Here is a 24,461-nt window from a genome sequence, read left to right as displayed (position 1 = left end):
TCTAGGCAAGCCCGCTTGCTGCCCGCTCGCGAAATTCCTGACGATTTCGTCGTTTAGTCAAAGTTTGCCGGTTAGGGGGACGATAACTCCTCCAACGATTTCCCAGATTCGGAAGTGCGCTGTGCGCGTGGTCCGACGTGAGATCGCTCAGGGGGGCCTGAGTACAAGATTCTGCCAGCACGCACTGCAATCGCAGTGCGCTCGCCGGCAATAGGCCTGACTGAACGACTCCGTTGGCTGCTCGACGGTAACTCCTGAGGAATGGGGAAGCGATGACCCGCCACAATCAATCTTGGCGCTGGGTGTTAGTGGGAATGCTGCTCGCGTTGTCGGGCTGCCATCCCACCCAACCCTTCTATCTGCACGATGATGGCGACCTGTCGCATTACATCGGTAAGGCGACTCAACAGGAAACGCCCGACTTGCAGCAAGCTCCGCTGGCCGATGCAGCGCTCTCACACGCGCCGTTCACGCTCAGCAATCCCGAGTACAAAGAGATTTGGGAACTCTCGCTGGAAGAGGTCGTCTCGATCTCGCTGGCGAATACCAAGCTCATTCGCGGTGGCCAGCCCGTACGGTTGCAAAATGGCACCCTGTTCGCCGGTACGCAAGAAGGTAACTTGCTGCAACTCGGCACCCGGTCGTTCGCTTCGATCTACAGCCCCGCCATTCAAGAATCGAATCCCGGCTTTCAGAACGATGGCGCCACGGTCGACGGCGGCGTGAACAACTCGCAGCTCGGTGTGGAAGCCGCTCTCTCGGCCTTTGATGCTCAGCTGAGCATCGTCGGCAATGGTCCTGGTGGAGCCAACGCTTTCCTCAACTACACCGATCGTCCTCGTAACATCGCTTCGGCCAACCCGACCTTTCCCTTCATCACCAAGACCGTCGATGGCGGTTTGACCAGCTCGATCAGCAAGCAATCGGCAGAAGGCACGACCTACACCGTCCGCAACAACACTGCTTACAACCGCGGTTTCAACTTCGGCCAGAACGTGCAACCCCTCGTCAGCACCTGGACGACAACGATGGAGGTCGAAGCTCGTCACCCGCTGCTCCGTGGTCGTGGCACGCTCATCAACCGCATGCCTGTGGTGATTGCCCGTATCGGCAACGATATCGAAATCCTCAACCTGCAAGGCCAGTTGCAGGACATGCTCAACAACATCGAAGTCCGTTACTGGGACTTGTATCTCTCCTATCGCAACCTGGAAACCGCCAAGGTCGGTCGCGATAGTGCCCTCATCACCTGGCGCATCGTGTATGCCAAGTACAAGGGTGGTGTCGAAGACTTGCAAGCCGAAGCTCAGGCTCGCGAACAGTACTACGCCTTCCGCGCTCAGGTCGAAACGGCCCTGCGGGAACTCTACAACAACGAAAACGAACTTCGCCTGCTGATGGGCCTGGCTGCCACCGATGGCCGCCTGATCCGCCCGAAGGATGATCCGAACCTGGCTCGCGTCAATTTCGATTGGACCGAGATCATGGCCGAGTCGATCGCTCGTCGTCCAGAACTGATCAGCAAGCGTTGGGAAATCAAGCAGCGTGAATTGGAATTGATCCTCGCCCGCAACCGCCTGCTGCCGCAGTTGGATGTCGGTGGTGTGTATCGCTGGGTCGGTCTGGGCGATGACTTGATCAACGCGGACCGCAACGGTTTGAACTTCCCTGCTCCTGGTTCGACCGCTGTCGACGAACTGACGGAAGGCAACTATCAGGAATGGGGCTTGTTCGGGTCGTTCACCATGCCGATCGGTTTCCGCCGCGAACTGGCCGGTGTGCGTCACGCTCAGTTGCGTCTCGCTCGTGAAAAGGCCTCGCTCGACGATATGGAACTCGACGTTAACGTCGGTCTCTCGAAGGCCGTGCGAAACCTCGACGCCAACTATCAGCTGGCTCAGACCAACGCCAACCGTTGGGTGGCCGCTCAGACAGAAGTCGAAGTGGTGCAGAACCAGTACGAACTCGACAAGGTCACGCTCGACCTGGTGCTCGAAGCTCAGCGTCGTCGGGCCCAAGCTCAAAACGCGTTCTGGGTTTCGGTGGCTGAATACAACAAGTCGATCGCGGACCTGCACACTCGCAAGGGTTCGATCCTCGAATACAACGGCATCAGCATGGAAGAAGGCCCTTGGCCAGAGAAGGCTTACTTCGATGCGTTGCAACGTGCTCGCGAACGTGACGCAGGTATCTACTTCGATTATGGTTGGACTCGCCCCAGCGTGATTAGCCGCGGCGAAACACCAAACTCGTCCGGTGCCCTGCACTCGACCACCATGGAAGGCATGCCGAGCGAAGTCGGATTCGAAGAACTGCCGGGCAGCAGCCGCGTGCAGGCTATCGAAACGGGTTCGAGCCAGGATGCTGCTCCCATGATGCAGGCCGATCCTGCTCCGACGATTGAATCGGTTCCGGCCTTGCCACCGGCTTCGTTGCCCGCTCAGCCCAACCTGGGCGACGCAACTTCGGTTCAACCGGCCACTGGCAAGACTGGCAATCCACTGCGGGGTGCAGCCACCGCTTCGCTCCGCCGTGAGACGGCCAGTGTGAAATCTGCCGTCGCGAATTCGCCAGCGGCCAAGACGGATGCTAACGTATCTCCAGCCGGATATACTCAAGCCAACAGCGACGCCGCACCGAATTACGAAGCCTATTTCCGTGGTCAAGACACCATCGCTGACAAAAATTAGACGAGTGGTGAAACTGCTCGGAATGCTGCAAGGGGGACAAGCCTACAACGCACAAGCCCTCGCCGAGCTGTGCGGAGTAACACGGCGAACGATCTTCCGCGATCTGGAGGCGCTTCGCGATGCCGATGTCCCGCTGCAATACGACGAGCAGCGGGGCAGTTATCAAATCCCTGGTCACTTCTTTCTACCGCCGACGCAGTTCACCACCGAGGAAGCGTTTGCGATGCTGGTCCTCAGCCGGCAAATGGGTGACCGGCGCTCGATTCCCTTCTATGCCGCCGCTCAATCCGCGGCCGATAAGCTGGCCAACACGCTGCCGCAGCGTTTTGTCGCTTATCTGCGCAGCGTGACGAGCGCCGTTCGGATTCGGCTTGATGCGACGAATTCGCTCGTCGGGCAGGAACGGATCTACGAGCAACTGCTGGCCGCCATTTCGTCGCGCTGCTGCGTGCGCATGCGCTACGAAAGCCTGCACGAGCAGCGGCAGATTCAAACAAAGCTGCATCCCTATCGCCTGCTGTTTCACCAACACAGTTGGTACGTCATTGGCCGTTCGTCGGTCCATCGCGAAGTGCGCACGTTCAACGTCAGCCGCATTCGTAAGATTCAAATCCTCGAAGAACCGCTGCGGATGCCCAAGAACTTCCGCATCGAGAGTCACCTGCGCAATGCCTGGCGTTTGAATCCCGAACCGGGCCCCGATCGAAACGTGAAGATTCGCTTCTCGCCGAAAGTCGCGCGTAACGTCGAAGAAGTCCAGTGGCATAAGACGCAGCAGACGCAACGTCTGGAAGACGGCGCGCTCGACTTCACCGTGACGGTCTCCGGCCTGCAAGAAATCTCCTGGTGGATCCTCGGCTATGCCGACGAGGCCGAAGTGATCGAACCACTCGAACTGCGCGAGATCATTCGCCAGCGCGCCGAGCGCCTGCTCGCCGTCTACAAAAGGCCCACCTAGCTCAGGGTCGGGAAGTTTTTCGGGCTCGGTGACTCTTTACGCACTCAATCGCCGGCCCGAAAATCTTCCTGACCCTAATTGCGTAGTTCAACTCGTCGCCCTCACACCTTTCGTAATGATGACGGTTCGTATGCCTCGGCGAAAGCGCTCCGGATCGGCAGGATTTGTCTTCCATGTACTTAATCGCGCTGCGGGTGGCTGGAAGCCTTTTGACACTGATGATGACTATCAGGCGTTTCTGCGCGTGATCGCCGAAACTCAACAACTGGAGCCGCTCAGGCTTCTCGCGTACGCCCTGATGCCTAATCACTGGCACCTGATTGTGTGGCCACAGACCGACGAGCAATTGACCGACTTTATGCAGCGAGCGACTACCGTTCATGCACAGCGCTGGCACCAAACTCACGGCACGCAAGGTCGCGGAGCACTTTACCAAGGCAGGTTTAAGGCTTTCCCGGTTCAGGATGACGATCACTTTTACACGGTATGTCGCTACGTCGAACGAAATGCTCTGAGAGCCTCGCTTGTCTCGCGCGCTGAGGATTGGCGTTGGTCGAGCCTGTGGCAACGCCAACAGCAGCGGGCCGACGTAACATTATCAAATTGGCCGCTGCCGTTGCCCGCAGACTGGTGCGGCTTTGTGAATCAACCGCAAACAGAAGCGGAGCTAGATCAGCTGCGAAAGTGCATTCGCCTTGGTATTCCCTTCGGTGGCTCGGAATGGCGATCGACGACATCCCAACAACTCGGTCTCTCCAGCGAAGAAGGCCGCCGTGGCCGCCCTCGCCGTCCCGAATAGCCCAGGGTCGGGAAGTTTTTCGGGCTCGGTGACTCTTTACGCACTCAATTGCCGGCTCGAAAATCTTCCTGACCCTAATTGTGTTGACGATCAAAAAGCCGGCAACTCGCGCACTAGCGTTCACCCAGTGGGTCAGGACAATGTTTCGGGGCGACCTCAGCCAGCTAAAGGCAGTCTTTCGCTGCCCGAAAATTGCCCCGACCCGGGGTCTTGCATCGCTAACTTCAGGGTCGGGAAGTTTTTCGGGCTCGGTGACTCTTTACGCACTCAACGGTCGGCCCGAAAATCTTCCTGACCCAAATAGCGTTGACGATCAAAAAGCCGGCAACTCGCGCACTAGCGTTCACCCCAGTGGGTCAGGACAATGTTTCGGGGCGGAACTGTTCGGCCAAGGCAGTGATCAACGAACCCGAAAATTGCCCCGACCCCGGTCTTTCTCAGTCTCCTTCACGTCAACGGACTTCACGAATCATGCTCGGTGCTACGCTCGATTTGCCGACTTATATCACTCGCCTGCAAACGGAAACAGCCCGGCTCGATCAGGCTGAACTGGTCAAGCTGGCCGATTTGATTTACCAGGCTTGGGAGAACGACAAGTTCGTTTACATTTTTGGCAACGGCGGCAGCGGCACAACGGCGTCGCACATGGCCGAGGATCTCGGCAAGAGTACGCTCCGGCCCGAAGACCTCAAGGACGAATCAAAAAAGCGTTTGAAGGTTCTCAGCTTGACCGACAATCTGGGCTGGATCATGGCGGTCGGCAACGATGTCTCGTACGAGCACATCTTTTTGCAGCAGCTAATGAATTACGGACGCAAGGGGGATCTGGTCATCGCAATCAGTGGCAGCGGCAACAGCCCAAATATTCTGGCTGCCGTTGATTGGGCCAATCGCCACGGACTCACGACCTATGGTCTCACGGGTTACTCTGGTGGCAAGCTCAAGGGCATGCAGCAGCATGGGCTGCACGTTGCCTTGGATGACATGGGCATGGTCGAGAGTCTGCACCTGTGCGTTTTTCATTGGGTGCTCAACGATGTTTTCGCCCGCATCAATCACGAAGGGCGATACGCGAAGAAGTAACGACAACCAAACTCGGAGCAAGCGAGATGTGGAACCGAATCCTCCCCTCGGTGTACGTGTTGCTGTTTTTCGCGTGGCCCCTGCAGGCAGCGGAATACAAGGATTATGACGCCGCGATGCGCGCGGGAGGCATCTCGCTGCGAGAGAAGCAGGTCGCCGCTTCACAAGAGCCCTTTGAAGCCGCGGTGAAGTTGGCCACGACCGACAAAGACCGGTTGAAGGCGTATCAAGCGCTGCTCGGCGCTTATCGATTGTTGCCTGATGCCGACAAAATGCTCGAGGCTCAGGAGTTTATCTTGCGAAATGCGGAAACGACGGCCGCCCGTTCGCTCGCCAGTCGCGATGTCGCCAGCTTTCTTCATCAGCGCGGCAAGACAGATTGGGCGATCGAGCGCTACGAAGCCCGCGTGCAAAAGGATCCCAACGATCCAGCTGCCGTTGGCATTCTGGCGCGAGTTTATGCTTTGAAGCCCGATCAGGCACAGAAGGAAGCCATCTATGAGCAGAAGGCGAAGGAGCTCAATCTCGTCTTGGCTGCGAAGGTGGCCGAACGCTTCGAGAAGGCAGCAGCCGATTCGATGAAACTTGCCGCCTGGAATTGGAAAGAAGCCGCCACTGCCTGGCTGGAGGCCAACGACAAAGTGAAAGCTGTTGCCGCGGCGAACAAAGCGATTGCTACCGGTCCCGAGCAACGGACGCCGATCCTCGCCTATTACTGGCACGTCGGACTTGGCGACGTCTTTGCCAAAACAGGCGATACCAAACGAGGCATCGAACAGTACGAGGCGGCTATTGCCAGCGCCCCAGCTGCTGCCTTTCGGCAACCCGCGGAGTTAAAGTTGGCCACACTCAAAGCAGCGAAGCCGTAGCATCGACGGGGCATCGAATTACACGTCGCAAACTTTTGCGGCGTGGCGCAGTGCTTCGATCTTATCGGGCCAGGTGGGAATGAATTCCTGCGCCACAAAACCGCGAAAGTCGATGTCGATGATTGCCTGCATCACGGCCGGATAATTGATCTCTTGCTTGTCATCGAGTTCGCAGCGCCCCGGGTTGCCGGCGGTGTGAATGTGACTGATGACGTCTTTGTATTGCCGCAGACGGCGAATGACATCGCCGTTCATAATCTGCACGTGGTAGATATCGAACAGCAGTTTCATTCGCGGCGAATCGACTTGCTTAATCAGGTCGACGCAGAAGTCGACGTCGTCGCCAAAATACCCCGGGTGCCCCTTCATCGGATGGCTGCCGTCGCGCGAGTTCAAATGTTCGAGACAGAGATTCACCTTCTTCTCTTCCGCATAGCCAATCACCTGCTTCCATAGGTCGAGGCAATTCTTCGCTCCTTGTTCGTCCGAGATCCCCTGCTCGCGCATGCCGGTGAACGTAATTACATTCTCGCACTCGTTCTCGACGGCCAGATCGATGCCCGTGCGGAGCTTGGCCAGGCAGAACTCGTGGTTATCTCGATTGAACGGCCCCTTGGCAAAACCATGACTGCCGACGAGCGAAATCTTCAGCCCGAGTTTGCGGACTGCCGGGTAATGATCGGCACCAATTCCTTCGATTCCTACAATGCCGATCTCGCGACAGTGCTTCGCCAGTTCCACGGCGGGCAGGGGATTGAAGCACCAGCCCATGACCGACTGGCGAATGCGACCATGCTTGACCTTAAAGTCCGGCTCGACAAGTTTCTCCCTCCGCTTCTCATCCGCCTGCGCTGATGCGTGCCAGCCGGCGGCCGAACCGAGCGCCAAAGCGCCGGTGGTAGTGCGGAGCAGATCGCGGCGGGAGAAAGAAGCAGACATGGAAGAGGCTCCGTGAATGAATCGAGGGTGTGCAATTTATCTTCTCATAATTTCGGGGGCTCTGCAGATAAGTGCGCGCCGGCAATTCTGCGGCAACTTCGACTAGCAGCCGAAGTTGCCTCGCGGGTAAATTAATGGCGACTTGCTTTCATCCCTGTCGCTGAGAGACTTCGTCTGTGCTCTCTGCTGGTCGCAATTCGCTGTGCTGTTCGCTAGCTTTCAGCGCCCTTGCGCTCGGAAGTTGGCCGCTGTTTTTTGCGGCGGGGTGTTCTGAACCGGGTGAAGCGCTCCTCGATGTCCGCGGGACCGTTCAGCTGGAACAAGAACCGCTGACGACGGGGGTCGTTTCTCTGCGGGCTGAGAACGGGAACGAAACGCGGCATCAGCCGACCGGCTTGATCGACAGCCAAGGCAACTATCGTCTCTACACCGCTGGCCGCCCCGGAGCACCGCCGGGCTTTTATCGCGTGGTCGTGTTTGCCAACGAGCCAGCCATTGATTTGAGTAAAGTTCATCCCGGTCTTCCCAAATCGTTGATTCCCAAACGCTACAATGATGCCATCTCCTCTCCCTTAGCGTTCGAAGTTAAACCCGATGCTGCTGCCGGCAGCTATAACCTGCAACTTACCCGGGCAGCACCCTAATCTGATTGATGTCCCTGGCTCGCACAGAAGGCGAGGCTGAAATGACGAAGGAAGACTCACCTCGGCGCGGCTTCACGCTCGTCGAACTGCTCGTGGTGATTGCCATCATCGGCGTCTTGATGGCGCTGCTTCTGCCCGCCGTGCAATCGGCCCGCGAAGCGGCGCGGCGTACCAAGTGCCAGAATCATCTGCGGCAGATCGGCATCGCCGTGCATTTGTTCGAAGACTCCAATCTCAAACTGCCCGTTAATCGCTATGGCGACTACGACGATTGGACGGCCTTCGGCGGCGCATACGAAAACAGCAGTTCGTGGAGTTGGCTATCGGCGATTCTGCCCTACCTCGAGCAAATCAACATCACTCGCACGGGTGACATTCCGAATCGCCAGCTGAATCAAACCCCGATTATCGAAACGCCGATCGCGGTTTTTCACTGCCCTAGCGACGAGCTTGGTCGGATTCGCGTGTACTTCGAGCAGACCCGTTACTTGCGCGGATTAAAGACGGGACTGACGAATTACAAGGGAGTGCAAGGAGCCAATTTTTGTTGGGGCGATTGGGCCAACGGCAATTCGACGGGGGGCGATTGCGAACCTTGGTGGAAAGGGGACGGCATTCTGTACCCCATGGACTGGCAAACTCCCAAGAGCCTGGCAGCAGTCAAGGACGGCACCAGCAACACCTATCTGGCTGGCGAAGATATCTGGAACGAGAAGCGGGCGAATTCAACCGGCCCCGGGCTCGGCTATTCGTGGGCTCATCCGGTGGAAGCCAACGCCATTGCTGCGATTCCGCCGAATGCAAAACGCCCCGACGGCACTCCCTATGCCGATGACGATTGGATGGGGCACAACGGCTTTCGCAGTCGGCACCCCGGCGGAGTGCAGTTTGCTTATTGCGATGGCTCCGTCCGCTTTGTTGCCGATTCAATACCGCTGGGGACTTATCGCGCGCAAGCTACGCTCGATGGCGGCGAAGTCGCCCAGTAAAGCGCTCGCGTAGCGCAGCAAACTCAAGATGCCTCGCTGCTCTTCGGAATCGGCAAGCGAACTGAAATGCACGTCCCCTCATCGGGATCGCTCTGGATCAGGAATTCGCCGTCCAACAAGCGTACTCGCTCGTTCATACCGAGCAGTCCGAAGCCGCGTTTGCGGGCCTCTTCGACATCGAAGCCGTTGCCAAAATCCCGCACTTCCAGATGCAGGTTGCCGTTATCTTTCGTCAGCTTGATGCGAATGACATCGGTGCCACTATATTTCTTGGCGTTGTTCAGCGCCTCCTGGGCCACGCGATAGACGGCGGTCTGCAGGGTATTCGGCAAACGACCGATTTCCGGGTCGCACCTGCTGGTGATGTGAATGCCCGAGTTCTCAAACTGGCCGACCAGGTCTTGCATGGCGGCTTCGAGCCCCATGTCGTCCAGCACGTCGGGGCGAATGCCACTGATCACGCGCCTGCCGTCTTCGATTCCTCGCCGCAACGTGCTAATTGCCGAACTGATCTTCGCCATATTCTCTGGGGCATTCGGTTTGTTCAGGCAACTCTCCAGCAGCATCACCGCGCCAAAGACGTACTGAATCAAACCATCGTGAAACTCGCGGCACAGGAACTGTTTTTCTTGCTCCTGGACTTCAATCAAATTGCGGAGCAAATCCTGCTTGCTCTTCAGATCGTTCGTCGTCTGTTTGATTTCCGTGATATCGATGCCAATTCCACCGATAAACTGCCGATTCGAGCGGTCGCGAAAGAGAAACTTGATATTCATCCAATACGATTGCTCATCGTCACCATTCGACTTTTTTTCGATGACGGTGATGGGATTACCACCGGCGAACACCTTTCGATCGTTGTCCCACAACGGCTGAGCCACCTCCGGTGGCCAAATATCGAAGTCGGTCTTCCCCTGCCAATCGGCCAGCCGAATACCAAAACGGTTCTCGCACGTCCGATTGATGTAGACGATCCGCCCCGCTTCATCCTTCGCCCAGGCGATAGCGGGACTGTTGTTCATGTAGGCCTGAAATCGTTCTTCTGCTTCCTTTCGCTCGGTAATATCGAGCAACGTGCCAATGTAAGTGACGAGGTTTCCGTCCGCGTCGGCGGTAGCCCGGGCGACCGCGATGACGTAACGAACACCTCCACTGCTTTGTACCAGCCGATACTCATCGCGATACTCAAGCTGGTTCTCGATACAGTTTTGCCACTTTGCCATCACTCGGGGCAAGTCTTCGTGGTGAATCGCACGCATCCACCCGTGGCCCAGAGACTCTTCGCTGGTTAGTCCTGTCAGTTCCGTCCAGTGCTGATTAACGAAAGCACATTGAGCATTCCGGTCGGATTGAAAAATACCGACTGGGGCCTGGGTGGCAAGGACCGCAAACCGTTCCTTGGCTTCCCGCAAGGCTTCGGCCTGAAGCTTGTCTGTGGTGACATCGCGAGCGGCAGCCACCAACTCCTTGGTGCCCGGCGCAAACTTGACGCGCCACGACAACCACCGATACGACCCATCTCGACAACGGTAGCGATTCTCGAACGCAACAGTTTCATAAGTGCCGCTGCGCAGCATTTGTGACTCTCGAATCGTCGCAGCGAGATCGTCGGGGTGCACGAATTCAAAATACGGACGGCTGGTAAGTTCTTCCGCAGACCATCCCAGGGTGCTGGTCCAAGCCTGATTGACCCGGGTGAAATAACCCCGGTTATCGGCCACGCACAGCATCTCGTTGCAGAATTCAAAGAAGTCGAACATCAACGGGCTTTCGTCGAGACTAAGTCGTCGTTGCGCCGGAAGGCGGTGATCGCCTCGGCGGCATTTCGTCCCGATCATCGGAGAGGAAGGTGGGAGCGAATGTCTCCACTGCGACGAAATTGTAACTGTTGGCGGCGTTCAACCCGCAATCAAAAGTGCTGCAAAACGGTCTACTTAAGGTTCAAACCCACCTGCAATCCGAAGGCAGAAGCCAGCCGCAGACCCGAAAAGGATCAAGCCATCAAACGATTTCTGTGGTTCGGGTGCTAGCGATTCGGTAGAGCTTAACATTCTGACATTCCAACGAATGAGTCTTTATTTGCTTCGGCCGATGGGACGATTGTCATAGGTAGCCAATTCCTGCTACCCACGAGAATTGATCCCACCATGAAAGTCCTCTCCATCCTGCAACGCCATGAATCCACGAGCCGTGCTCCCTGGTACCTCTCGCTGGCAGCAATGGGGCTCTTGGGCTGGTCGGCAGTTGGTGATTTGCCGCGGTCGTTCGCGCAGGAAGCTGGTCAGCCGCCAACGTTGCCGCCGACAGAAGTGAAAGCTGCTCCACCGACGCAGCCGGTAATGGACGGTTTTGAACAAGGGGACCTGTCTCGATCGATCTTGGATGGCACGATCTTCAGCAATCAACCGACTGAAGGCTACCGAGCTGAAACGTCGACTACGGGCACGATCATCGCCATTCCCGACGCCGACCTGCCGGCAACAGTGAACACGATCACCCGCGATACGCTGAACGATCAAAGTGCCTTGCGATTTCAAGACGTGATCCGAAATGCCGGCGGCGTCGTGTTTCAGGGGGATAGCCAATTCTTCGATCGAATTCTTATTCGCGGTCAGCAGCTCACTTCGAGCAACTTCCGCAAAGACGGCTTTCTCGATCGCACGGGGGTACCGCGCGATTTTCAGAACGTCGAACGAATCGAAATTCTGAAAGGCCCCGCGTCAATCCTGTACGGAGCCGGCGATGCTGCTGGTCTCGTCAATCTGATTACGAAGAAACCACTCGACGCTCAATTCGCTAACTTTGGCTATACCTTCGGCGCTTACGAGCAAAGCCGGTTCACAGTCGATGCGAACAACGTCAGCACTTCTGGCAACATCCTGTTTCGCTTGAACGCGGCCCAGGAAGACGTGAACGGCTTTGTCGACTTCGACTATACCCATCGCACGCAAATCGCACCGGTAGTGACGTTCCTGCTCGATCAAGACACCACGCTCACCTGGAACGGCGAGTGGCACAAAGATCATCGTCGTGGCAATCAAGGAACGCCAGCCGTCTTCGGCGATCCGCTCTTCCTGGAGCCCAATGTCTATGTCGGGGAACCCGCGAACGATTTCTTTGCTGGGGAAGAATTTCGCCAATCGCTGGTGTTGAATCACCAGATCAACGACGACTGGTTCTTCAGCATTGGTGGCTACTCGCTGTTTGTCGAAACGCCATCGTCGACAACAGCAGCTGCCGCGCCATTTATTCCGATCGGGCCTCCAGTCTCGCCAGTCGATCCATTTTTTAATCGCGTCCGCAGTAATTCGCCTTACAACGACGAAGAAACACACTCGCTGGTCACCAACTTGGGAGGCGAGTTCTGGACCGGGGAGATGAAGCACAAGTTCCTGGTGGGCATGGAGTACGCCTACCTGAACTCGAATTCGGAGTTCACCTCTAATTCGGCGGTTGTGGGGGCTATTCCGAACCCAGGCATTCCGATGCTGCCTCCGTTCATTCCGATTTTCGAACAATTCGACGTAACGAACCCGGTTTACAACAACCTGCCCACTCAGCAGTTGTTTGGGATCCGGACCAATGACTTCCGGCAACAGCGAGTGGGTGGCTACGTCCAGGACCTGGTTGAAATTACTCCCTACTGGAAGGCACTCGGCGGCGTTCGCGTCGACACGGTTGATTTCTACTTCAACCGTTCAATTGATGTGGGCGATGGTAGCGGGTTCGGGCCAGATCAAGTCACTGAACAGAACTTCAATCGCGCTTCACCACGTGGCGGCTTGATCTATCAACCCTGGGCCGATGAAAGCCTGGCCTTCTACTACAGCTACACTCAGTCGTTCAGCCCGCCTGGTGGTGGTGCGTACTTCCTGCTGCCTGGACAAACGCTCCGTCCGGTTCTCGGCGAAAGCCACGAAGCGGGCATTAAGACCTTGCTCGTCGACGGCTTGAGTTTGACGGCCTGCGGCTATCGCACCGTGCGGCAAAACGACACGTTCAACCCGAATCCCGGCGTCTTCGTCCAAGTTGGTGAGGTCGAAACCCAAGGTGCCGAAATCAACCTGATCGGCAACATCACGAGCGACTGGAGCATGATTGCCAACTACTGCTACTGCGATTCTGCGGTGTTTAACAACGACCCGCTACTCATGTTGGATGGCGCGCGAGCACGCAATGTGCCGTACAACAACGCGAATATCTGGTCGCGCTACAACCTGGTTAACGACGGCTATCAAACCTGGGGTGCCGCCCTCGGCTGGGTATATGTCGGCGAACGGCAAGCGGATTTGGATCCCAACGCGCCCAATGCTGTCGATTTGCCCAGCTACAGCCGGTTTGATGCGGGACTGTACTATCAAAAGGGACAGTTCAACACCGGCGTCTACTTGGAAAATCTAGGCAACATTCAATACGCCCTCGGCTCTTCCAACTCTTATCAGATCTACCAGGGCGCACCGTTCAACGTGCGGGCCACTGTCAGCTATCTGTACTAATTGTGTCTCAAAAACCGCAGCAAATTACTTGGGCGGTATTGAGACCACTTCCACGGACTGGCCTTCGCGATAGGCAGCCACGTTGCCGGCGATAATCCGTTCGTCGCCGGTGAGACCCGAGACAATTTCCACTTCTTCGCCAGCGCGGATGCCCGTGACGATGGGGATGCGGACGATGACGTTGTCCGCATTCACCGTGAGGCACGATGCCTGCTGATCTTTCCACAGGATTGCAGTTCGCGGCAAGGCATACGTATCGGGCCGTTCGGCGACTTTCAAATCGGCAATCACGTACATGCCTGGTCGCAGTGTGCCGTCTTCGTTCGGCATGTCGATTTCCGCGCGGAGCGTGCGCGTGGTGGGATGAAGCAGCCAAGCGGTACGCGTGACTTTGCCGGCAATAGTGCGATTGCCAGCCGAAGGAATGCGAATCGACGCTTCGCAGTCCTTGGAGACGAAGCCGGCATCAGCCTCGGGGACATCGACAAACACTCGCACGGTATCGGCCTGCACCACCACAAACAGAGGTTTATCACTGGCGCTTTTGCCTGGCTGCACCAGGTGCCCCGCGTCGATGTTCCTCTCGGTGACGATGCTGTTGTAGGGGGCGAGAATCCGCGTGTATTCGTGAACCGCGCGGAGCCGTTGTTCGTCGGCTTTCGCGACGTCTTCCTTCGAGGCGATGGCCAACGCATCGGCCTGGGCCTGCTCAACGCCAGCTTGCTTTTCGGCGACGACTGCCTGGGCCGAGATGATGCGGGCCTTCGCTTCACTACGGGCCGCGTTCGCGGCGCGATGGGTGGCCTGTGTCTCGTCGAGCGTTTTCTGGGTGATCGCTTTTTCTGCGAATAGCGCCGTGAAGCGTTCGAGTTCCGAAGTGGCTCGTTGAAACTCTGCTTCGAGTCGTTCTTGCCCCGCTTCCGCTTCGGCGGCTAGCGCTTGAGCCGATTGCAGCGACGATTTGGCAACCTTGATCGAAGCTTGGGCTTGCGTCGTTTCGGCGGCGGCCTGCGCCACGAGGGCCTGCTTCTGCTTCAACTCCTGCTCGTACTCGGGAATGGAGATTTCAGCGAGCAACTGGCCAGTTTTCACACGATCGCCAATATCGACATGAATAGTGCTAACGAAGCCGGTGACCTTCGAATACAGAGGAGTTTGTTCAAAGGCATGTATCTCGCCGGGCTGTTCGACGCGACGTACAAGTGTCTTACGCACGGGCTTGATCGTTGCCACGCGCATTACCGAACTACCACTGGTCGTGGTGGTTGCTGCGAGGGTTGCACTTGGCTCGCCATGACTGAGGCCGGAGGTCGGCGGTGGTGTACAGCCGGCGCAGGTGGCTAAGGCCACAGCAGAAACGAATGAGCGGCAGCGATATCTGGCAAACATTAGAAACTCTCCGATCCAGCGACAAAGTGCCGGCTCTGTTCATCTGCAGGGTCCAGCGATGCACTTGCGCGCGTGGCGCTCGACTGCAACATGGCGAAGAGTGCAGGCAGGACGATGAGCGTGGTGACGGTCGCAGCCAGCAGGCCCCCCATGACGGCGCGTCCCAGGGGAGCCGTTTGCGGGCCCGCTTCGCCGAGCGCTAAGGCCAGCGGAAGCATGCCCGCGAGCATTGCCAGGCTAGTCATCAGAATCGCCCGCAGACGATGCGTACCACCGTCGATGGCAGCCGCCCGAGCATCCGCCCCTTCACGACGTGCTTTCTCGGCAAACGTGATGAGGAGAATCGCGTTCGCCATTGCCACACCAATGGCCATGATCGCGCCGATGAACGATTGAATGTTGAGCGTCGAGCCCGTGAAGTAGAGTGCGGCCAACACACCGGCAACCACGGCCGGCGCGGCAGCGACGGCCACAAAGGCCAGCCGCAGCGATTGAAAGTTGGCGGTCAGTAGCAGGAAGATCACCAGAATCGCGAGAAGCAGCCCGATTCCCAGCCCGCTGATCATTTGTCGCATCGGCGGAATCTGTCCGCGTAGTTCGTGCGAAATCGCGGGAGGCTTCGTTCCCGTCTTGGCTACTTCCGCCATCGCCGCTTCATGTTCGCGCTTCACCTGGTCGAGCACTTTTGTAATTCGGCCCGCAGCGCGCCCAAGATCGGCACCCGCCAGATTCGCAGTCAAACTCACCTCGCGCTTCATGTTGTAACGGTCGTATTGCCCGGGCATCGTCCCACTGCTGAGAGTGGCTACATCGCGCAGCAACAGTGGCGAAGCCGATTGCCGGACGGGGATTGCGCCTAAGTCATCCAAGCTCGTAAGCAACGGTTGCGGCACTTCAATTTGCACCTGGTAGCCAATGCCCGACTTGGGATCGGGCCAGTAGTTCGGCACGACGAAGCGGCTTGAAGCGGTTGCTGCCAAGACCGATCGCGCGACCTGGCCGGCTGTCGCATTTGCTTTGCCCGCCTTCTCGCGGTCGAGTTTGATATCGACCGTGGGATAGTCGAGCGATTGATACAACTGCGTATCGCGCAACTCAGGGAGGGTGGCCAATCCCTTTTGCACTTTATCGAGATAGGCGCGATTTTCTGCGACAGAACCCCCGCGAGCGGCAATTTCGATGGGCGTCGGCGAACCAAAGCTCATCACTTCGCTGACGATATCGGCCGGTTCGAAGGAAAAGCGGACACCGGGCAAGCGGTCGGGCAATTCGCGCCGCAGTTCTTCTTTCAATTGTTCGGTGTTGATGCCGCTGTGGGGTCGCAAGGCGACGCGCAGAATCGCTTCTTCCGGCCCGCGCGAAAATTGATAGACGGCGTTGATCGGAAAGTTCGAGTGAATCATGCCGACATAGCCGAGCGTGAGCGCGACATTATCTGGCCCGACCTTCTGCTTGATATGCTCCAGCACTTCGAGCGAAATCTGCTCGGTCTTCTCGATGTGCGTCCCATCGGCGGCACGCAGGCGCAAGCGAAATTCGCCGGCATCGGTCTGCGGAAAGATTTCGACCCCCAAGCGATTGCCGAAGAACGCGATCAAGAGAATCGTCCCTACGAAGTAGACTGGTATCACCAGCCAACGAATCGCCACCACGCCGCCGAGAAACCGAGCATAGAGATCGCGATAGAAATTGAACGACAATAACCGACCGATCGAACTCAACCGTTTGCCGAGCGCTGTTCGCGGTTCAGTCGCTGCACGAGGCGCGTGATGCTTGAGCAGCCAGGTGCATAACACGGGCACAAAGGTGCTGGAGAGAATGTAGGAGGCGATCATCGCAAAGCCCACGGCCAGCGAGAGTGGCACGAACAGTTCGCGGGCGGCGCCGGTCATGAAGAAACTGGGAACAAACACCGCAAGGATGCAGAGCATCGCGAGCAGGCGAGGTACGGCCGTTTGCGAGTTCCCCCTGCGCACGGCCAAGGCAACCGAATCGGTTCCTTCTAGTTGCGCGTGAATGTTCTCGATTTCCACCGTCGCTTCGTCGACCAGAATGCCCACGGCGAGCGCCAGCCCGCCGAGCGTCATTAAGTTAATGGTTTGGCCACAGAGCCAGAGCCCGACAATCGAGGCCGCAATCGCCAGCGGAATATTCAGAACCACAACGAGCGCACTGCGCCAATCGCGCAAGAAGACCAAGACCATCAGCCCGGTGAGCAGTGCGCCAAGCGCTCCTTCACTAAGCAGGCTTTCAATGGCGCGAGTCACGTACGGTGATTGATCGAATTCAAACGACACCTTGATATCGTCGGGCAATTCCTTTTGCATGCTCGGCAGTGCGCGTTTGATTTCATCGATCACGCTCATCGTCGAAGCGTCTGCCCGCTTGGTGGCAAGGATATAGACGGCGCGACGGCCATTTACCAAAGCGTAGCCCGCGGCGATGTCGGCAGCGTCTTCAATGGTGGCCAGATCGCGCAGATAGACCGAAGGCGTCGTCCCCGCCCGAATGGGAATGTTCCCCAGTTCGCGCGGCTCACGGACCATCGCGTTCATCGGGACGATGGGGTAAGAATCGCCGACGTGCAAGTTGCCCGAAGGGCTGATCGTGTTGCCCGAGACCAGCGAATTGATGACGTCATCGGCCGAGACACCGTAGGCTCGCAGCCGGTCGGGATCGACGCGCAGCACCACGGTTCGCGCACTGCCGCCGAAGGGAGGCGGGGCCGAAACCCCGGGCAAAGCCGAAAACAGCGGCCGCACTTTGAATAGCGCAATGTCCTGAATCTCGGAGATGGTGCGCGATTCGCTGGAAAGTACCAGGTAGCCCACCGGCACGCTGCCGGTGTCGAAACGCATCACAAACGGCGACACGGTTCCCGGCGGCATGAACGCCCGCGAGCGATTGACGTAGTTAATCGTCTCGGCCATTGCCTGGGCCATGTTCGTGCCCGGATGGAACTGCAGCTTCATCAGCGCATTCCCTTGCACGTTCTTGCTCTCGACGTGATGAATGCCGCTGATGTAGAGAAAGTGATACTCGTAATAGTTGGTAATCAGCCCTTCCATCTGGGCTGGGTCCATGCCGCCGTATGGTTGGCAGACGTAGATCACCGGCAGGTTCAGCGCGGGAAAGATATCGACCGGCATCCGCTTGAGGGGCAACTCGATGTTGTACTTCGCCAGGTATTGATCGACTGCTTTGGGTCGCACCGCCACGCCGGCTGCCAGCAGCACCGCGATGATTGCGACGATGACCGTGAGCGGTCGACGCATCGCAAAGATTACAGGATTCATGATTCACCACATCGGAGGGCTGGGGGCGAGGCGAGAAGGGAAGCCTCGTGCCTGGCGACACCCTGATGATTGCAGATGGACCGTTATTGTCCAGCAGGAGGAGCAGTCGCCTCGACACCTAAGAAACGCGGACTACCGCCGCCAATGGCACGCAGCAGCTGAAACTGGGCAATGTTGAAGTCGATGACCGTCCGCAAGTAGTCGCGTCGCGCGAGCCCCAAAGCTTGGATCGCTTGCAGCGTTTCAATGGGCAGTCCTTGCGAGTTTTCGATCCGGAGCAGATTGCGGCGGTACGATTCGACGGCCGAAGCGACTCCTTTTTCAGCGATGACAATCTGCTGAGTGCGCGAGCGAACCCGCGCGTGCGCTTCGACAATTTCACCCGCCACGCGATCGAGCGCTGCCACTTCGCGCCAGCGGGCTTGTTCAACGCGCGCGCCTGCTTCGTTGCGTGCGGCCCGATCGCCAAAACCGAAGTTGCGCAGTTCCCAGTAAGCAATCGCATCGGCATCGAGGCGATCCTTGAAGGGAGTGAAGTTGGTTCCTTGTCCACCACTTATGCCGTTGTAGCTGACGCCCAGTAGCAGGCTCGGCAGCAAAGGAGCATACTTCTCGCGGCGTAGTCGCTCAGCGGCCTCAGTTACCAGCCAGCGACTTTCGGCCAACTCGGGGCGAGACGACAACCCCTCAGCAACCAAGTCAGCTGTGGGATGATCGGGTCCGAAAAGCCGAATTGGCAATGGCACGGGCTCTTGCACCAGAATTGGCTCCGCCGGATCGAGTCGCAATTGAGTCGCAAGACGAGCCGAGGCGACCTGGGCCGTTTCTTGCGCCCGCAGAAGGTCGGTCTCGCGCAGCGATAGTTCGGTCTGCGCGCGATCGAAGTCCGATTCCAGGCCTTGTCCCGCGCGAGCATAGGCCCCGGTGAGTTCGACCAGACGCTTGGTGTGCGCGGTCACCTCGCGAGCAATCTCGGCTTCTTCTTCTGCCCGCAATAGTTCCAAGTAAAGGACCGCGGAGTCGAGCATTTCATCGCTCGACGCCTGCTGGGCTCCCCAACTGCGAGCTTGTGCCGCACTGGCGGCAATCTTGGGCTGGAAGATGGCATCGGCAGCGTGAAAGTTCATCAAGACGCCAGGAATGCTGGGCGAACCTTGGCCCACCGCATGGGGACCGAGGCCGGCCTGATAGCCGCCGCGACTGGTATCGAACACCGTCCCGGCGACATCTTGAATCGCCCCTTCGTGCCGGTTGTAAGCGATGCCCAAACGGAGATGAGGCAACCACAGGACATTCGCACGCTGGGCCTGCGCATAAGCTTCTTGGACGCGCCAGCGAGCAAACTCGACTTGCGGGTTCTGCGCATCGGTCGCAGCCAGCGCCGAGACCAAATTCATCGGCACGCCGCGCGAAGGCTCGGGCCAGGGTTGCGGCGCAGGGACCGCTTCAGGCTCATTTAACGAAACTTGCTGAATAGCAGAACCCGCGGGCTGCACGGCTGGTCGCGTCGGTGCGATTGAAGGGTCGACTGGGCGCTGTGAGGTGTTGCTTCCCGGTGACGGCGCTGCGGGGTTCGGCGCCGCGACTGGCGCTGCAATGGATTTCGGACGAGACGTTGCACAGCCCGACGCAGCGCAGGCAGTGATGCACGCAAGCGCCAAAAGCGCAGCGGTACATACAGGCGGCAATAGAGATTGGCTTGAACGCATGAGGTATCGTTCTGGCGGGATCTGGCTAGGCGTGCCAGCACCACGGGGAGCGATGCTGGGTCGCGCACTGGGAGGGCACGACTTCATTAGCATCGGCGACCGGTTGTTCGGGATCGAATGAATCTGCGGACTTCAACGTTGTTGCCCGAAAATCGCCCTGTTGCTGGCGCACGCAGTGATAGCAAAACGAGGCAGGAGCCTTGCCAGCCTCGCGTTTGTCGTGCGTCAACTCTGCTTCAAGAAATACCCAATCCCCGGAGGTCAACGTTCAAGCTCGAATGGTGGGCTGGGCGCAGGTATGCGAGACTTTTGTGAAGGCTTACTTATCGTTAACCTCAGTTTCCGGGATGAGTTCCAACAATCCATCCGTGGTGGTTAGTTAATTGCGGGACCGGAGAATTTCGTCCTCGAAGCTGTGCGGCGGTTATGGCAATCGGATGGTAACCACTTCACGCTACGAATTGTTCGCCAATGAAACCGGTGTAAATCCGAGGCTGGTTTTTTCGAACATTCCTATCAGTGGGTGAATGTTCATCACGCTGTGGCCCAATGTCCTAGTCAACTAAGACGCTAGTTGCACTAAAAACGAAAAAGCCCGCCGAGTTCGGCGGGCTTTTTCGTTTTTGCTGTCCCTTTTTACCCAACATTTTACCCAAGCGATTTACCCAAAAGTTTAGCAATCGCAAGTCGTTGCGGCAGAAGGTTTAAAAATGGGCGGTGGGGGACTCGAACCCAATCCTCTAAGCGATTGTCAGGACAGCAACTTACGGCAATCGCCGAATTCGCGCGCTGCAGAATCCGGTGCAAGTGATGAAAACAGCTGCCCGAATTGCACGACTCCAGCGGGAACCAGCGATCCTGATTTGGCGGCGATAATTGCTGCGTGGCCGGCCCTTTCGCCGCAGGATCGCGCTAAGGTGCTGGCCCTTGTTCGCAAAGCATCGTAGTTGCATCTTCCCAAGTGTCGCTCAGCGAATTTTTGAGCCATCATCGAGCAACGGTCTCGGCGACGCATGCTGCTAAGAACTGACGAAATTCCTCTTCCTTCAGCCACTCGGTGCGCAGTTCCTTCACGTCACGGCTGATCGTCGCGCGATCGACGCCCAGCTTGCGGGCAATTTCGGACTGAACTCCTCGCCGGAATCCGCTCGCTTGAATCATCTTTGCCACCAACATCTGGCGATGATCCGCCTGAAACTGTCGGAGTGCATTGTACCGCCGCCGGCCGCCGGCCCGACGACGAGCTTCGTCATTGCTGATGCTGTCGGTCCATTCTGCGAGAGCCATGGCTGAATCCTGATGCTACGAATCGTCGAATATTTTTTATTTTATCGCCCGTAAGAAAAACGGCATGCTCAAAAAATTTTGCTCCTCGATTTGTTGCACACTTATAGCCGACCGGTTCCCCAGTCCAAAGGGTTCTCTTACTTGTGGCGGCCCCTCCTATTCGCCGCTAGAATCTGCACCAGCTTGCAAACCCTTGCATCTATCAGCACTCCGCAGGGCAGCGGTATCCAATGGCGGCAGTTAACATCGAAAATCCGATCCTCAACGGCCCTTTTGAGGAACCGAGCCGTCATTTCAAGTTTGACGACGACGGCATCACGGAAGAAATCATTTCCAGTCGCCGACCCAGCGCTTATTTTCTTCCGATCCCCCAGCAGAAGAAAAAGGAAAAGCAAAAGTATTTCGACACCGATTGGACGGATGACCGAAAGGTCGAAAGTAAATTCATCAACGACGTTCGCGAGCGGGTGAGGCTATGGCGGGAAGGTCGCTACCCGAGTATCACCCCCACTTCCCGGCGTCTGCTGGAGTACTGGACCGATCCAGACCGCGACAAGCCCCTCTTCTTCTGCCAGATCGAAGCCCTGGAAACCGTCATCTATCTGACCGAAGCGGCGGCCCGCTGCGGCGACCAGTGGATTGCCACCGAGCTCAAAAGCTTCAACGACGCCCACAACCCGCTGCTTGATCGCATCGCATTCAAGATGGCGACTGGTAGCGGCAAGACGGTGGTCATGGCCATGCTCATTGCCTGGCACACGCTCAACAAGATTGCCGACCGGCAGAACCCGAAATTTGCCGATGCCTTCTTACTTGTCGCCCCGGGCATTACCATCCGCGACCGGTTGCGAGTGTTACTGCCCAGCGATCCCAACAGTTACTACCGGCAGCGCGATATTGTCCCCTCCTGGCAAATGGACGATTTGCAGAAGGCCAAGATCATCATCGCGAATTACCACGGATTTCTGCTCCGGGAAAAGGAATCTGCCGCGAGCCTGACGAAAAAGCTGTTGGCCCAAGGGGGGCCGAGTCCCTTCACCGAATCCCCGGACGAAATGGTCCGCCGCGTGTTGCGAGAACTGGGAACCAAGAAAAACATTGTCGTTATCAACGACGAAGCGCATCACTGTTACCGTGGCAAGCCGGCGGCCATCGCCGACGATGAGGCGAATGAGGCCGCGGCCGCCGATGAAGCGACGGAAAAACTCACCGGCGACGATCGCAAGGAAGCTGCCAAGCGGAACGAGGAAGCCCGCGTCTGGATTACCGGCCTGGAAGCCATCAAGCAAAAGATCGGCATCCGCTCGGTTTACGATTTGTCCGCGACACCCTTCTTTCTGAAAGGGAGCGGCTACGGCGAAGGAAAACTCTTCCCCTGGGTAGTTTCCGATTTCTCCCTCATCGACGCCATCGAAGCCGGCATCGTCAAAATCCCCCGCGTCCCCGTTGCGGACGATTCCGGCAGTAGCGAAGTGCTGGCCTATCGCGATATCTGGCACGCCATCCGCGACGACCTTCCCAAGAAGGGACGCAAGACCGACGCGAAAACCGGCCCGCCCCACCTGCCGGCCAAGCTCCAAGGGGCGCTACTCAGCCTCTATCAGAATTACCAGAAGTCCTACGAGCGCTGGGAGCAGAACGCCGAGGCTCGAGCCCGAGGATTGACGCCGCCGGTCTTCATCGTCGTTTGCAACAACACCAACGTTTCCAAGATGGTCTTCGACTTTATTGCGGGCTGGGAGAAAGAGCTTCCGGACGGATCCGAAGTCGTGGTTCCCGGCGCATTGCCGATCTTCAGCAATGAGCAAGGGGGCGAGTGGACGCATCGCCCCAATACCGTCCTGATCGACAGCGAGCAGCTTGAATCGGGCGAGTCCCTCAGTCCGGAGTTCAAAGCCCTCGCTGGCGCGGAGATCGAGGAATTCAAAGCCGAGTACCGCGCCCGCTTCCCCGGCCGCGATGCCGACAAGGTGACCGACGAAGAACTTCTCCGCGAAGTGATGAACACCGTCGGCAAAGCCGGCAAGCTGGGCGAGAACATCAAGTGCGTCGTCAGCGTCTCGATGCTCACCGAGGGCTGGGACGCCAACACGGTCACGCACATTCTGGGAGTGCGAGCCTTCGGCACACAGCTTCTCTGCGAGCAGGTAGTCGGCCGCGGCCTGCGGCGCATGAGCTACAGCCTCAATTCGGAAGGTAAATTCGAGCCCGAATACGCCGAAGTCTACGGCGTGCCGTTCTCCTTCATTGCCAGCACCGGCAGCGCGAACCCCAAGCCAACGCCGCAGCCCACCCGCGTCCGCGCTTTGTCCGAACGAAAGGAATGCGCGATTTCCTTCCCCCGGCTGCTCGGCTACCGGTATGACATTGCGGAGCCGGAGCTCAAATACCGCTTCACCCGTGATTGCCGGCTAAAACTCTCGACGAAGGACATTCCGACTAAGACCGAGAACGCGCCGATCGTCGGTCAATCCGTAATTCACACGCTCGACGACCTGAAGCAACGCAGGGAAAAGGAAGTCGCTTTCCTCCTCGCCAAGCTAACGCTGGAAAAGTACTTCCGCGCCGACAACGAGAAGCAGACCGACCGCCCCGCGGCCCATACTTGGAACAATGAGGTCCAAGCCTGGCGATTTCCGCAACTGCTGCAAATCGCCCAGGAGTGGCTCGACCAATGTGTCGACGTCAGCGATGACGCATTCAAGCAACTACTGCTGTTGGTCGAGTTCGCCCACGATGCCGCCGACCGGATTTATCTCGCCATCGTCAGCGGCGACAACAACGACGCCGGCCGCAAGATTTTGCTGCCGATCATGCAGCCCTACGATCCGCTGGGCAGTACCGATTGCGTTGATTTCAGTACCGTGCGACCCACAATGCCGACCAGCCCAGCGAAGTGCCATATTTCGCACATGGTCGCCGACACCAAGACCTGGGAGCAAAAGGTCGCGGACGTGCTCGAAGATCTTCGGGAGGTTATTCACTACGTCAAGAATCAGGGGCTTGGCTTCACCATCCCCTACACCATCAACGGCATCGAGCGCCGCTACTTCCCGGACTTTCTGGTTCGCATTGACGATGGGCAGGGACCGGATGATTTGCTCAATCTGGTGCTTGAATGTTCCGGCGAGGCGAAGAAGGAAAAATCGGCGAAGGTAGCGACAGCCCGCAACCTGTGGATTCCCGCGGTGAACAACGCCGGCGAATTCGGCCGCTGGGCATTCCTGGAAACTAGCGACCCTTGGAACTTGAAAACGATCCTGCGCCAATTCCTGCGCGAAACCAAAGAGTTGGCAACGACCTGATTCCTATA

15 protein-coding genes are annotated in these 24,461 nt (G+C 57.7%); 9 read left to right on the top strand and 6 right to left on the bottom strand.

Features of this window, described 5'->3' with window-relative positions; genetic code table 11:
* Positions 1-272 precede the first annotated feature (272 nt).
* The 5 genes from ETAA8_RS04710 (at position 273) to ETAA8_RS04690 (ending at position 6,399) form a co-directional block, all read left to right on the top strand.
* A complete protein-coding gene (locus tag ETAA8_RS04710) occupies positions 273-2,690 on the top strand; it encodes a TolC family protein (protein WP_145085609.1) in 2,418 nt (805 codons plus the stop codon).
* Positions 2,691-2,697: 7 nt separating this feature from the next.
* Positions 2,698-3,648: a helix-turn-helix transcriptional regulator gene (locus ETAA8_RS04705; protein ID WP_238397678.1), complete on the top strand. Its 951-nt coding sequence runs from the start codon at positions 2,698-2,700 to the stop codon at positions 3,646-3,648.
* A gap of 130 nt (positions 3,649-3,778) precedes the next feature.
* Positions 3,779-4,447, top strand: coding sequence for a transposase (locus ETAA8_RS04700; protein ID WP_145085603.1), 669 nt, complete (start codon positions 3,779-3,781; stop codon positions 4,445-4,447).
* A gap of 471 nt (positions 4,448-4,918) precedes the next feature.
* Entirely contained in the window at positions 4,919-5,530 is a 612-nt protein-coding gene (locus tag ETAA8_RS04695) for an SIS domain-containing protein (RefSeq protein WP_145085600.1), read from the top strand.
* A 26-nt stretch (positions 5,531-5,556) separates the two neighbouring features.
* Positions 5,557-6,399, top strand: a complete 843-nt coding sequence (locus ETAA8_RS04690; protein ID WP_145085597.1) for a tetratricopeptide repeat protein — start codon at positions 5,557-5,559, stop codon at positions 6,397-6,399.
* Between the two features lie 18 nt (positions 6,400-6,417).
* On the opposite strand, the gene ETAA8_RS04685 is transcribed toward ETAA8_RS04690, so the two are convergent.
* A complete protein-coding gene (locus ETAA8_RS04685; protein ID WP_238397677.1) occupies positions 6,418-7,338 on the bottom strand; it encodes a TIM barrel protein in 921 nt (306 codons plus the stop codon).
* Positions 7,339-7,514: 176 nt separating this feature from the next.
* Here ETAA8_RS04685 and ETAA8_RS04680 point away from each other — a divergent pair, with 176 nt between their 5' ends.
* Both ETAA8_RS04680 and ETAA8_RS04675 read left to right on the top strand, forming a co-directional pair.
* Positions 7,515-7,982 (top strand): hypothetical protein, encoded by a 468-nt coding sequence (locus tag ETAA8_RS04680; RefSeq protein WP_145085594.1) that lies wholly within the window; start codon positions 7,515-7,517, stop codon positions 7,980-7,982.
* A gap of 41 nt (positions 7,983-8,023) precedes the next feature.
* Positions 8,024-8,971, top strand: a complete 948-nt coding sequence (locus tag ETAA8_RS04675) for a DUF1559 domain-containing protein (RefSeq protein WP_202921903.1) — start codon at positions 8,024-8,026, stop codon at positions 8,969-8,971.
* Positions 8,972-8,994: 23 nt separating this feature from the next.
* Here the strand turns inward: ETAA8_RS04675 and ETAA8_RS04670 are convergent, their stop codons facing one another.
* Positions 8,995-10,731, bottom strand: a complete 1,737-nt coding sequence (locus ETAA8_RS04670; RefSeq protein ID WP_202921561.1) for a PAS domain-containing sensor histidine kinase — start codon at positions 10,729-10,731, stop codon at positions 8,995-8,997.
* Positions 10,732-11,118: 387 nt separating this feature from the next.
* Here ETAA8_RS04670 and ETAA8_RS04665 point away from each other — a divergent pair, with 387 nt between their 5' ends.
* Positions 11,119-13,467, top strand: a complete 2,349-nt coding sequence (locus tag ETAA8_RS04665; RefSeq protein WP_145085585.1) for a TonB-dependent receptor — start codon at positions 11,119-11,121, stop codon at positions 13,465-13,467.
* 24 nt (positions 13,468-13,491) lie between these two features.
* Here ETAA8_RS04665 and ETAA8_RS04660 read toward each other — a convergent pair whose 3' ends face one another.
* From ETAA8_RS04660 to ETAA8_RS04645, 4 genes are all read right to left on the bottom strand, one after another.
* The gene (locus ETAA8_RS04660) at positions 13,492-14,856 is read right to left on the bottom strand and encodes an efflux RND transporter periplasmic adaptor subunit (protein WP_145085582.1); all 1,365 of its coding nucleotides are present in this window, start codon (positions 14,854-14,856) and stop codon (positions 13,492-13,494) included.
* Entirely contained in the window at positions 14,856-18,152 is a 3,297-nt protein-coding gene (locus ETAA8_RS04655) for an efflux RND transporter permease subunit (protein WP_145085579.1), read from the bottom strand. The genes ETAA8_RS04660 and ETAA8_RS04655 overlap by 1 nt, the downstream gene beginning before the upstream one ends.
* A gap of 83 nt (positions 18,153-18,235) precedes the next feature.
* Positions 18,236-19,549: a TolC family protein gene (locus tag ETAA8_RS04650; RefSeq protein WP_202921560.1), complete on the bottom strand. Its 1,314-nt coding sequence runs from the start codon at positions 19,547-19,549 to the stop codon at positions 18,236-18,238.
* Between the two features lie 1,299 nt (positions 19,550-20,848).
* Complete coding sequence (locus ETAA8_RS04645) at positions 20,849-21,148, bottom strand: HTH domain-containing protein (protein WP_145085572.1); 300 nt, start codon at positions 21,146-21,148, stop codon at positions 20,849-20,851.
* A 230-nt stretch (positions 21,149-21,378) separates the two neighbouring features.
* Between ETAA8_RS04645 and ETAA8_RS04640 the strand changes: the two genes are divergently transcribed.
* A complete protein-coding gene (locus tag ETAA8_RS04640) occupies positions 21,379-24,453 on the top strand; it encodes a BPTD_3080 family restriction endonuclease (protein ID WP_145085569.1) in 3,075 nt (1,024 codons plus the stop codon).
* Positions 24,454-24,461: the final 8 nt, after the last annotated feature.

This window comes from Anatilimnocola aggregata (assembly GCF_007747655.1).
Lineage (GTDB): Bacteria > Planctomycetota > Planctomycetia > Pirellulales > Pirellulaceae > Anatilimnocola > Anatilimnocola aggregata.
This window is presented reverse-complemented; position numbering and strand designations above follow the sequence as displayed.

Bases quoted from the DNA above. Each gene is read 5' to 3' on its own strand.
- ETAA8_RS04655 (WP_145085579.1), bottom strand. From the start codon at position 18,152: ATGAATCCTGTAATCTTTGCGATGCGTCGACCGCTCACGGTCATCGTC.
- ETAA8_RS04675 (WP_202921903.1), top strand. From the start codon at position 8,024: ATGACGAAGGAAGACTCACCTCGGCGCGGCTTCACGCTCGTCGAACTG.
- ETAA8_RS04700 (WP_145085603.1), top strand. From the start codon at position 3,779: ATGCCTCGGCGAAAGCGCTCCGGATCGGCAGGATTTGTCTTCCATGTA.
- ETAA8_RS04690 (WP_145085597.1), top strand. From the start codon at position 5,557: ATGTGGAACCGAATCCTCCCCTCGGTGTACGTGTTGCTGTTTTTCGCG.
- ETAA8_RS04650 (WP_202921560.1), bottom strand. From the start codon at position 19,549: ATGAATTTGGTCTCGGCGCTGGCTGCGACCGATGCGCAGAACCCGCAA.
- ETAA8_RS04710 (WP_145085609.1), top strand. From the start codon at position 273: ATGACCCGCCACAATCAATCTTGGCGCTGGGTGTTAGTGGGAATGCTG.
- ETAA8_RS04640 (WP_145085569.1), top strand. From the start codon at position 21,379: ATGGCGGCAGTTAACATCGAAAATCCGATCCTCAACGGCCCTTTTGAG.
- ETAA8_RS04660 (WP_145085582.1), bottom strand. From the start codon at position 14,856: ATGTTTGCCAGATATCGCTGCCGCTCATTCGTTTCTGCTGTGGCCTTA.
- ETAA8_RS04685 (WP_238397677.1), bottom strand. From the start codon at position 7,338: ATGTCTGCTTCTTTCTCCCGCCGCGATCTGCTCCGCACTACCACCGGC.
- ETAA8_RS04645 (WP_145085572.1), bottom strand. From the start codon at position 21,148: ATGGCTCTCGCAGAATGGACCGACAGCATCAGCAATGACGAAGCTCGT.
- ETAA8_RS04665 (WP_145085585.1), top strand. From the start codon at position 11,119: ATGAAAGTCCTCTCCATCCTGCAACGCCATGAATCCACGAGCCGTGCT.
- ETAA8_RS04695 (WP_145085600.1), top strand. From the start codon at position 4,919: ATGCTCGGTGCTACGCTCGATTTGCCGACTTATATCACTCGCCTGCAA.
- ETAA8_RS04670 (WP_202921561.1), bottom strand. From the start codon at position 10,731: ATGTTCGACTTCTTTGAATTCTGCAACGAGATGCTGTGCGTGGCCGAT.